The following is an 11,058-nucleotide window of genomic DNA, read 5'->3' on the forward strand; positions in this document are numbered from 1 at the left end:
CACGGGCGGCCTCGGTGCTCCGGTGTCTCAGTACGCTCCGCGTCCGTCGACGACGGCGCGGAGCGTACGGCCCATCACGTCGACATCGCTGGTGAAGGACCAGTTGTCGACGTACTGCAGGTCGAGCTGGATCGTTTCATCCCAGGACAGATCGGACCTTCCACTGATCTGCCACAACCCCGTCATCCCGGGCCGCACGGTGAGCCGGCGCAGTTCGACCTCGTCGTACTGGGCCACCTCCTCCGGCAGCGGCGGGCGCGGGCCGACCAGCGACATGTCGCCGGTCAGTACGTTGAGCAGCTGCGGCAGTTCGTCCAGCGAGGTGCGGCGCAGCAGCCGGCCCACCCGGGTCACCCGGGGGTCACGGCGCATCTTGAACATCAGGCCGTCGTTCTCGTTCGCCCCGGACAGCTCGGCCTTGCGGGCGTCGGCGTCGATCACCATCGTGCGGAACTTCCACATGACGAAGGGGATCCCGCCGCGGCCGATGCGCTGCTGGCGGTAGAAGGCCGGACCGCGCGATCCGAAGCGGATGGCCAGCACGACCCCGAGGAAGACCGGCGCGAGCAGCAGCAGCCCGGCCGCGGCTCCCACCCGGTCCAGGGCCGACTTGAGCAGGGTCTGCACGCCGCGGCCGACCGGGGGCGCGACCCGCAGCACGGCCAGCCCGCCGGCGGACAGGGTCTCCAGCCGCTTGACGGAGACCTCCACGAGTCCGGGGAAGACCGCCAGTTCCAGCCCGGCGTCGTGCAGGGCCCAGGCGACGCGGCGCAGCCGCTCCCCCGTGATCCGTACGCCGGGGGCCACCAGCACCAGGTCGGCGTGGTGGCTGCGGACGGCGCCGAGCACGGCCGCGGAGTCCCCGGCCGGGGCCTCGGGCATCGCCTCGTCGAGCCGGGCCGCCACGGGCACCCCGCTGGACAGGGCCCCGGAGCCGACCGGAACCACGCCCACGACCACGTACGGGTGATCCGTGCGGGCGGCGAGGTGCGCGATGACGTCCTCGGCCGCGTCGGGCTCGCCGACGACGAGGACCCGGCTCACGGCCTGGGCCTCGCGGCGGGCGGCCGAAAGGTGACGATAGGTCAGCTTGTGGCAGGCGACGGTGATGAGGAGGGCAGGCAACAGCGCGCCGAGAGCGGACAGGCGGGGGGTGGCCTCCTCGGTCACCACGCGGGCCACGGCCAGCACGCCGATGAGAATCAGCCAGTCGTGGACGACGGGCAGCACTCCGCGCGACTCTCCGAGCGCGCGGGTCGCGTACCGCCGGCGCAGCGCCTGGACCCCGGTCCACGCCACGGCGGCGGCAAGGGCACAGTAGAGGGGGCGGACCTGCTGTGCGGCATCGAAGACGAGCCCTACGGGGAGGGCGGCGCCGAAGAAATCGGCGGCGACGGCGGCCGGGCGGTACCAGCGGGCCTTGTCCCCGTGGCGCCGGGCGGACCCGACGGATTCATGGGCCGCCCCGGCCACTCTTTGCGCAGGAAAATGGACATGCCTCATGGGCCCCCCTGGCACGTGGTCTATGACAGTGGCGGGTGTCCATGGCTTCCCCTGGCAACGGACATCTGCCGCACCGGGAAACAGTACGACAAACACCCGTACGGTAAATGCCGTTTGGGTCAACGCAGCCTCTTGTTGCGCAAGTGTTAGCAACCGGTATCAGCCGTTCCGGATGCCGAACACCGCATTACGCACACGAAGGTGAATGGTCCGGATACCGGATACGTATCTTCGGACAACGAACCGTTTCCGGCCAACCTTTTGACGCGGCCCTGACATCTAGTCCGCCAAGTGGCAATCTTCGACCGTTCATCGCACCAGCCCTGTTCTGCCCGGAGGCCCACCCAGCCATCCGGAACCCCCCTTGCAGAAGGAGTCTGCGTTGAGGTCCACCCCCCAGAGGCGTGCCACCGCGGCCGGCGCGCTCGTTGCCGCGGCAGCCCTGCTCGCCGTAGGCATACAGACCGGCACCGCCACCGCCGACGCCACCGCGTCCCAGGCACCCAAGGCCGCCCAGCCCAATCCGGGCGCGGCCAACCGCGTACTCAGCGCTTCGGAGCGTGCGACGCTCCTCGCCGAGGCCAACTCGACCACCGCGCAGGCCGCCAAGGCGCTCGGCCTCGGCAGTGGCGAGAAGCTCGTCGTCCGCGATGTCGTCCAGGATGCGGACGGCACCACGCACACGACGTACGAGCGCACCTACGACGGCCTCCCCGTGCTCGGCGGTGACCTCACCGTTCACGCCAAGGGCGGTGTCACCAAGAGCGTGACCAAGGCGACCAACCACGAGATCAAGGTCGCCGACACCAACGCCACGGTCACCCCGGCGGCCGCGGAGAGCCAGGCGGTCTCCGCCGCCAACGCCGAGGGCTCGAAGGAGGCCAAGGCCTCCAAGAACGCCCGCAAGGTGATCTGGGCGGCCGAGGGCGCTCCGGTGCTCGCGTTCGAGACCGTCGTCGGCGGCCTCCAGCACGACGGCACCCCGAACGAGCTGCACGTGGTGACCAACGCCAAGACCGGCGCCAAGATCACCGAGTGGCAGGCCATCGAGACCGGCACCGGCAACACCATGTACAGCGGCCAGGTGACCCTCGGGACCACCCAGTCGGGCAGCACCTGGAACCTGACCGACGCCGCCCGCGGCAACCACAAGACGTACAACCTCAACCGCGGCACCGGCTCCGGCACCGGCACCCTGTTCTCCGGCCCGGACGACACCTGGGGCAACAACCTGCCGTCCAACCTGGAGACGGCCGGCGCGGACGCCCACTACGGCGCGGCCGTCACGTGGGACTACTACAAGAACGTGCACGGCCGCAACGGCCTGCGCAACGACGGCGTGGCCCCGTACACCCGGGTGCACTACGGCAACGCCTACGTCAACGCGTTCTGGAGCGACTCCTGCTTCTGCATGACGTACGGCGACGGCGAGGGCAACAACAAGCCCCTCACCTCCACCGACGTGGCGGCGCACGAGATGACCCACGGCCTGACCTCGGTCACCGGCAACATGACCTACAGCGGTGAGCCCGGCGGTCTGAACGAGGCGACCTCGGACATCATGGCCGCGGCCGTCGAGTTCTACGCCAACAACCCGCAGGACGTCGGCGACTACCTGGTCGGCGAGAAGATCGACATCAACGGCGACGGCACCCCGCTGCGCTACATGGACAAGCCGAGCAAGGACGGCTCGTCCAAGGACGCCTGGTACTCGGGCCTCGGCGGCATCGACGTCCACTACTCCTCGGGCCCGGCCAACCACTGGTACTACCTGGCCTCCGAGGGCTCCGGCGCCAAGGTCATCAACGGCGTGAGCTACGACTCGCCGACCTCCGACGGCCTCCCGGTCACCGCGATCGGCCGCGACGCCGCCTCGAAGATCTGGTTCCGCGCGCTGACCACCGGTCTGTTCAAGTCGAACACCAACTACGCGGCGGCCCGCACGGCCACCCTGCAGGCGGCGGCCGACCTCTACGGCGCCGGTTCGACGACCTACAACAACGCGGCGAACGCCTGGGCGGCCATCAACGTCGGCCCGCGCATCGTGAGCGGCGTCTCGGTCACCCCGATCGCCAACCAGAACACCCAGATCAACACCGCTGTCAGCCTGCAGGTCCAGGCCACCAGCACCAACCCGGGTGCGCTGAGCTACGCGGCGACCGGCCTGCCGGCCGGCCTGTCGATCAACTCCTCCACCGGCCTGATCTCGGGCACGGCCACCACCGCGGGCACGTCCAACGTGACCGTCACGGTGACCGACTCGCAGAGCAAGACCGGGACGGCGTCCTTCACCTGGACGGTCGGCACCGGCCAGCAGAACGTCTTCGAGAACACGAACGACTACCAGATCACGGACAACGCCACGGTCGAGTCCCCGCTCGCGGTGACCCGCACGGGCAACGCCCCGAGCACGCTGAAGGTGGACGTGAACATCGTCCACACCTACGTCGGTGACCTGGTGGTCGACCTGGTCGCCCCCGACGGCAGCGTGTACAACCTGCGCAACCGCACCGGCGGCAGCGCGGACAACATCGTCCAGTCCTTCACCGTGAACGCCTCCTCCGAGGTCGCCAACGGCACCTGGAAGCTCCGCGTCAGGGACGCTGCCAGCCTGGACGTCGGCTACATCAACAGCTGGAAGCTCACCTTCTGACCCCACCGGGGCATCGTGAGCCGCAGCTGAACAGTTAGACACGGGGCCGCCCGGGAGAAGACCTCCCCGGGCGGCCCTGTCCCATGGGACGCCCCCTCACCACCGGGAGGTCCCCCTGCGGACCACCCCGCGGCTGCGGGCGAGGACGGCATCGTCGGCGTCAACTACCTGGAGAAGATCCGGCTGGCCACCGCCCCCGCCCTGTTCGGCGCGATCCTGGCAGGCGTCGACCACGTGCTCGTGGGCGCGGGAGTCCCGGGTCGGATCCCTGCCCTCGCCTCGCGGCTGGCGCGCTGCGAACCCTGACTGACCAAGGTCGCCGTGGTGGGCGACGAGGAGCCGCCGGTGCTGGTGGCCTATCTCGCGCGGGCCGATGCGGCGGCGGACGTGGTGGAGTGGCGGGTGCCGGTCCGGTGGAAGGGGCCTGACGCGGAAGTGGCCCGGCCGCCGCGCGGGGCGCCGGACCACTCCCGGGTCAGGGAGCCACCGGATCAGCCGATGGCGCGGAAGACGACGTCGAGGAAGTCTTCCTCCTCTTCCTCCTCGTCGCGGGCCTGGTCGCCGCGGCCCTGGTCGTCACGCGCCTGGTCGTCCCGGCCCTGCTCACCACGGCCCTGGTCGTCACGGGCCTCGTCGTCACGGGCCTCGTCGTCGCGGGCCTCGTCGTCCCGGCCCTGATCGCCACGGCCCTGGTCCTCGCGGGCCTGGTCGTCGCGGCCCTGGTCGCCACGGCCCTGGTCGTCGCGCGCCTGGTCGTCGCGGCCCTGGTCACCACGGCCTTGGTCGTCCCGGCCCTGGTCACCGCCGTTGTTCCAGTCGCCGCGGCCGTCGTTGTCGCCTCGGCCGTCGCCCTCCCCGTTCACCGGCGTGAAGTTGACCGCGACGGCCTTGACCCGGTTCACCTGCCCGTCCGGCCTCAGCGTCGCCACCTCCTCGCCGGAGCAGCTGACGTTGTCGAAGAGGTGCGCCCGCGACCGGGTGTTGTTCTGGACCGAGACCGCGGGCCTGTCCCGGGAGGTGCGCGTCAGCACGTAGCAGGTGTTGTTGTCCGCGGGCCGGATCTGGCCGTTCTCCTCGACGTCGTTGTCGTTGACGAACCGGTAGTTCAGCGTGCCGAGCGCGCGGTCGCCGTTGTCGTCGGCCAGCGACGGGCCGGCGGTGGGCAGGACGAGCGCGAGCGCGCCGACGAGCACGGCGGTGGTGGTGCGAAGACGCATGGGGGGAAGTCCGTTCCTCGGGTCCGCGGATGCCGGGTCAGGTGGCATCCGCGGGCAGCGTAGGAGCGGAGCAGGTTGCGGAAACGATTCGGCATGCCCAGTACGTTCGAAGGTTCACCCGTGAGGTCCCAGCCGCGGGATCTCAGTTCCGGGCGGGGGGCGCCACCGCGTCCGCAGGCGCCGCGGACTCCGTGCGGGCCCGCGGGATGCCGGCGGCGGCCGCCGGGGTCCCGCCACGGAGCAGCAGGAAGACCGCCAGCGCGCCGGCCAGGCCCATCGCGGCCGAGGCCAGGAACGTCTCGCGCAGACCGCTCGCGAAGGCCGCCTCCACCAGGCCGGTCAGCGTCTCGCGGGCCGCGCCCGCCGGGGCCTCGGCGAGCAACTGCCCGGCGCCGCCGGAGGCCAGCGGCTCCGCCAGTTCCCGGCCGCCCTCGCCGAGCCCGGAGCGCAGCCCGGCGTGGAAGACGGCGCCGAGCACGGCGATGCCGAGGGCGGTGCCCAGCTGGCGCGCGGTGTTCAGGGCGCCGCCCGCCATGCCCGCCCGGGCCGGGGCCACGGCCCCCATCGCCGTGGCGGCGAGCGCCGGGGTGGCGGCGCCCACCCCCACGCCGGTCACGAGCAGCCCCGGGACCAGCGCGCTCCAGCCGTCCCCGGCGTCCAGCATCCAGGCCTGGAGCAGCGCGCCCACGCCGATCAGCAGCAGCCCGCCGCCGATGGTCAGCCGGGGCGGAACCCCGTGCAGCAGCCGCCCGGCCACCGCGGCGACGACGAAGCCCGCCGCGCTCAGCGGCAGCAGCACCAGGCCCCCGCCGACCGGGCTCATCCCCTCGGCGGACTGCAGCCAGAGGGAGACGTACATCAGGTAGGAGAACGCGGCGCCCGAGAGCAGCAGTCCGGCGGCCATGACGGCGACGAAGGTGGGGCTGTGGAAGAGCGAGAGGTCCAGCATCGGGTGGGAGCTGCGCAGTTCGACGAGGACGAAGGCGCCGAAGGCGGCCACGCCGAGGCCGAGCAGGCCGAGGGTGGTGGGCGAGTTCCAGCCGTTCTCGCCCACCCGGATCACGGCGTAGGTGAGGGCCGCGGCGCCCGTGGTGAAGGTGGCCATGCCGGGCAGGTCGAGGCGTCCGGCGCGCGGGTCGCGGGACTCGGCCACCGCCTTGAGGGTGACGTACACGGCCAGCGCGCAGACGGGCAGGTTGATGAAGAAGATCCAGCGCCAGCCGAACTGCTCGGTGAGCAGCCCGCCGATGATCGGTCCGGCCGCGGCGGCGGCGCCGTTGACCGCGCCCCAGACGCCGAAGGCGACCCCGCGGTCCCGGCCCTGGTAGGCCGCGCTGAGCAGGGCCATGGTGGTGGCGAACATGGCGGCTCCCCCGATGCCCTGGACGGCGCGGAAGGCGATCAGCTCGGCCGGGCCGGTGGCCAGCCCGCAGGCGAGCGAGGCGGCGGCGAAGAGCCCGAGTCCGCCGAGGTAGACGCGGCGGCGGCCGATCCGGTCGGCGAGCGAGCCCGCGCCCAGCAGCAGGGCGGCCAGTGCGAGGGCGTAGACGTCCATCACCCACTGGAGAACGGAGAAGCCCCCGGTGGAAGTGTCGGAGGCCATGTCGGCGGCCATGTCGGGCAGGGCGACGGTCACGATCGTGACGTCGACCAGGAGCATGAAAGCCCCGAGGCAGACGGCCGTCAGTGGCAGCCATTTGCGCATGGGAGTTCTCCTCGGATGACGGAGGGGCGAAGGCACGGGCGGATCCCCGGCGACCTCAAGGTCCCACCGCACCGCTCCGACCCCCCATCCAGCGGCCCCCTTCTGCCGGATTTCTGTCATCGGAGCCCCTGTCATGATGGAAACCATGAACGACACGGAGCTGGACGCCCTCGACCGGTCCCTAATCCAGGCCCTGGTGATCGACGGCCGGGCCCCCTTCAGCCGGCTCGCGGAGGTTCTGGAGGTCTCCGACCAGACCGTCGTGCGCCGCTACCGGCGGCTGCGGACCACCGGCCTGATCCGGGTGGTCGGGCTGCCGGTGGGCAGCCGCGTCGGGCTGTTCGAGTCCTGGCTGCGGGTGCAGTGCGCCCCGGACGCCGCGCTCCCGGTGGCCGAGGCGCTCGCCCGTCGCCCGGACATCGCGTGGGTGACCCTGAACTCGGGCGGCACCGAGGTCCACTGCATGACCCGGGCCCGTACCCGCAGGGACCGGGACACGCTGCTGCTGGAGAAGCTGCCGCGCACCCGCCGGGTGACCGGCATCAGCGCCCACACCATCCTGCGGAAGTTCTTCGGCGGGCCCGACGCGTGGGCGGGCGTGGACGTGCTGCGCCCCGACCAGATCGCGGCGCTGGAACGGCCGCCGGCGCCGCCCGCTCCGGAGCGGTACGCCCTGGACGACACGGAGTTCGCGCTGCTCACCGTGCTGGGCCGGGACGGCCGCGCCGGCTATCCGGAACTGGCCCGGGCCACCGGCCTGTCGGAGTCGACCGCCCGCCGCCGGCTGGAGCGGCTGCGCGAGCTCGGGGCCCTCTTCTTCGACGTGGAGTTCGTCCCCACGCTCTTCGGCTACGAGGCGGAGGCGACGATGGTGCTGACCGTCCCGCCGGCCCGCCTCGCGGAGGTGGGGGCCGCCCTGGCGAGCCACTCCGAGGTGCCGTTCGCGGCGGCCGTGACCGGGGCGGCCTCCCTGATGGCGGTGGTCGTGTGCCGGGACACCGACGCGCTCTACACGTACCTGACCGAGCGGATCGGCGCGGTGGAGGGGGTGGGGCAGGTGGAGGTGATCCCGGCCCTGCGCAGCGTCAAGCGGGCCGGGATGCTGGTGGAGGGCGAGCGGCTGGTGGATCCGCCGCCCGCCCCCTGAACCGGTACCGCGGCGGGTCCTACCGCAGCAGTACGCCGCCCCCCGCGTCCGTGTCCACCGGGGACGCGACCAGGCCCAGTTCGGCCGGGGTCGCCAGCAGCGGGTGCGCCGGCAGGATCCGTACCGTGTAGCCGAAGGGCCCCGTGCGGTCGAGGGCGAGCGGGCCCTCGTACACCCAGCGCCCCTCCAGGTCGGGCCCCGCGGCCGGCTTGAGCGGGAAGGTCCGCCCGTCCCGGATCACGTCCTGCGCGTCCACCCGGCCGGCGAAGGCCTGCACCTCCACGTCCTCGGGCGCGAGGGAGTCCAGCGACACCTGCACCCGCAGGGTGAGAGTGGCCCCGAGCTCGGCGGTGCCGTTCACGGGAGCCGCGGCCAGCGCCTCCACGTGCTCGACGGAGACCCGCGGCCAGGACGCCCGGACCCGGCCCTTCCACCAGGCGAGGTCGCGCGCGGCCCCGGCGTCCAGGGCCCGGTGGGCGAGCGCGGCCGGAGTGTAGAGCCGCTCCACGTACTCGCGCACCATCCGGCCCGCGAGCACCTTCGGCCCCAGCGAGACGAGCGTGCGCCGGACCATCTCGATCCACCGCACCGGGAGCCCGGTGCGCCCGGCCCGGTCGTAGAACCGGGGTGCGACCCGGCCCTCGATCAGCTCGTAGAGGGCGCTCGCCTCCAGGTGGTCGCGCCGGTCCTCGTCGGCGCCGAGCCCGTCGGCGGTCGGGATGGCCCAGCCGAAGTCCGGCTCGAACCACTCGTCCCACCAGCCGTCCAGCACGGACAGGTTGAGGCAGCCGTTGAGCGCGGCCTTCATCCCGCTCGTCCCGCACGCCTCCAGCGGGCGCAGCGGATTGTTCAGCCAGACGTCACAGCCCGGGTAGAGCTTCTGCGCCATGGCCATGCCGTAGTCGGGGAGGAAGACGATCCGGTGCCGCACCCTCGGGTCGTCCGCGAACCGCACCAGTTCCTGTACGAGCCGCTTCCCGCCGTCGTCGGCCGGATGCGCCTTGCCGGCGACCACGATCTGCACCGGCCGGTCCGGGTCCAGCAGCAGCCTGCGCAGCCGGTCCGGGTCGCGCAGCATCAGCGTCAGCCGCTTGTACGAGGGCACGCGCCGGGCGAAGCCGATGGTCAGCACGTCGGGGTCGAGTACGGAGTCCACCCAGTCCAGCTCGGCGGCGGCGGCCCCGCGCTGGAGCCACGAGGCCCGCAGCCGGTCCCGTACCTCCTGCACCAGCTGCTCCCGCAGCACCCGCCGCAGGTCCCACACGTCCTGGTCGGGGATCTCGGCGACCGCGTCCCAGCGGTGGGAGCCGCCGACCGACAGGGCGTCCTCGGTGCGGCCCGCGCCGATCTGGCGGACGCCGAGCCGGACCACCTCCGGGGCCACCCAGGTCGGGGCGTGCACCCCGTTGGTCACGGAGGTGATCGGCAGTTCGGCCGGGTCGAAGCCGGGCCACAGGCCGGCGAACATCTCCCGGCTGACCGCTCCGTGCAGGGTGGACACCCCGTTGGCCCGCTGGGCCAGCCGCAGTCCCATCACGGCCATGTTGAACACCCCGGGGTCGCCCCCGGGGTAGGTCTCGGCGCCGAGCTCCAGGATCCGCTCGACCGGGACGCCGGCCAGTTCCCCGCCGTCCCCGAAGTGCCGGGCGACCAGGGCCCGCTCGAAGCGGTCGATCCCCGCCGGGACGGGGGTGTGCGTGGTGAACACGGTCCCGGCGCGCACCGCCTCGACGGCGGCGTCGAAGCCGAGCCCCTGCTCCCGTTCCAGTTCCCTTATGCGTTCGAGCCCGAGGAACCCGGCGTGGCCCTCGTTGGTGTGGAAGACCTCGGGGGCGGGGTGGCCGGTGAGCCCGCAGTACAGCCGGACGGCGCGGACACCGCCGATGCCCAGCAGCATCTCCTGGAGCAGCCGGTGGTCGCTGCCGCCGCCGTAGAGCCGGTCGGTCACCTCGCGGGCGGCGGCGTCGTTGTCCTCGACGTCGGAGTCCAGGAGCAGCAGCGGCACCCGCCCGACGCGGGCCTGCCAGATGTGCGCGTGCAGGGCGCGGCCGCCGGGCAGGGTCAGGGAGACCCGGGCGGGGGTCCCGTCCTCCTGGCGGATCAGGCCGAGCGGGAGTTCGTTGGGATCGAGTACGGGATAGTGCTCCTGCTGCCAGCCGTCGCGGGACAGCGACTGGCGGAAGTAGCCGTGCCGGTACAGCAGTCCCACCCCGATGAGCGGGACGCCGAGGTCACTGGCGGCCTTCAGGTGGTCCCCGGCGAGGATGCCGAGGCCGCCTGAGTACTGGGGCAGGGCGGCGGTGATGCCGAACTCGGGGGAGAAATAGGCGATGGCGGCGGGCAGTTCCGCGCCGTTCTCCTGGCTCTGGTACCACCTCCCGCCGTTGACGTAGTCGTCGAGGTCGGCGGCGGCGACGGCCAGGCGCCGCAGGAAGCGGCGGTCCGCGGACAGTTCCGCGAGCCTGGCGGCGGAGACGGCGCCGAGCAGCCGGACGGGGTCGCCGCCGGCGGCCAGCCAGCCCTCGGGGTCGACGGATTGGAAGAGTTCACGGGTCTCGGCATGCCACGACCAGCGCAGATTGCGCGCGAGGTCGGTGAGCGGCAGCAGGGTTTCCGGGAGGACGGGGCGCACGGTGAATCGACGGATAGCCTTCACACGTTCCACCTTCGCAGGGGATTGCGGATCGGAGCGGTCGCACCACGCTGTGCACCCGCGCATCACCCCGGGAAGGCTAGCGAGGCCCGCGTGTTCCGGCCATGGCGCCTCCGGCGGCGGCCGCCGGCCCCGCCTGACGCACCCTGCCGACGGCTCCGGGTCCGGCCGGGCCCCCGC

6 protein-coding genes are annotated in these 11,058 nt (G+C 72.6%); 2 read left to right on the top strand and 4 right to left on the bottom strand.

What is annotated here, in order from left to right; translation table 11 throughout:
- Positions 1-27: 27 nt before the first annotated feature.
- Positions 28-1,503, bottom strand: coding sequence for a sugar transferase (locus ACIPYQ_RS20240; protein WP_401252915.1), 1,476 nt, complete (start codon positions 1,501-1,503; stop codon positions 28-30).
- A 382-nt stretch (positions 1,504-1,885) separates the two neighbouring features.
- Here ACIPYQ_RS20240 and ACIPYQ_RS20245 point away from each other — a divergent pair, with 382 nt between their 5' ends.
- Entirely contained in the window at positions 1,886-4,156 is a 2,271-nt protein-coding gene (locus ACIPYQ_RS20245; protein ID WP_401252918.1) for a M4 family metallopeptidase, read from the top strand.
- Positions 4,157-4,647: 491 nt separating this feature from the next.
- On the opposite strand, the gene ACIPYQ_RS20250 is transcribed toward ACIPYQ_RS20245, so the two are convergent.
- On the bottom strand, positions 4,648-5,373 hold the full coding sequence (locus ACIPYQ_RS20250) for a hypothetical protein (protein ID WP_401252921.1): 726 nt from the start codon (positions 5,371-5,373) through the stop codon (positions 4,648-4,650).
- Positions 5,374-5,515: 142 nt separating this feature from the next.
- Positions 5,516-7,078 carry an MFS transporter gene (locus ACIPYQ_RS20255; RefSeq protein ID WP_401252924.1) on the bottom strand — a complete coding sequence of 521 codons (1,563 nt, stop codon included), beginning with the start codon at positions 7,076-7,078 and terminating at the stop codon, positions 5,516-5,518.
- A gap of 145 nt (positions 7,079-7,223) precedes the next feature.
- Between ACIPYQ_RS20255 and ACIPYQ_RS20260 the strand changes: the two genes are divergently transcribed.
- A complete protein-coding gene (locus ACIPYQ_RS20260) occupies positions 7,224-8,225 on the top strand; it encodes an AsnC family transcriptional regulator (RefSeq protein WP_361755027.1) in 1,002 nt (333 codons plus the stop codon).
- A 19-nt stretch (positions 8,226-8,244) separates the two neighbouring features.
- On the opposite strand, the gene glgP is transcribed toward ACIPYQ_RS20260, so the two are convergent.
- The gene (glgP, locus tag ACIPYQ_RS20265) at positions 8,245-10,881 is read right to left on the bottom strand and encodes an alpha-glucan family phosphorylase (RefSeq protein ID WP_401252927.1); all 2,637 of its coding nucleotides are present in this window, start codon (positions 10,879-10,881) and stop codon (positions 8,245-8,247) included.
- Between the last annotated feature and the right edge of the window lie 177 nt (positions 10,882-11,058).

The sequence above is a fragment of the Streptomyces sp. NPDC090045 genome (assembly GCF_044747975.1).
GTDB lineage: Bacteria > Actinomycetota > Actinomycetes > Streptomycetales > Streptomycetaceae > Streptomyces.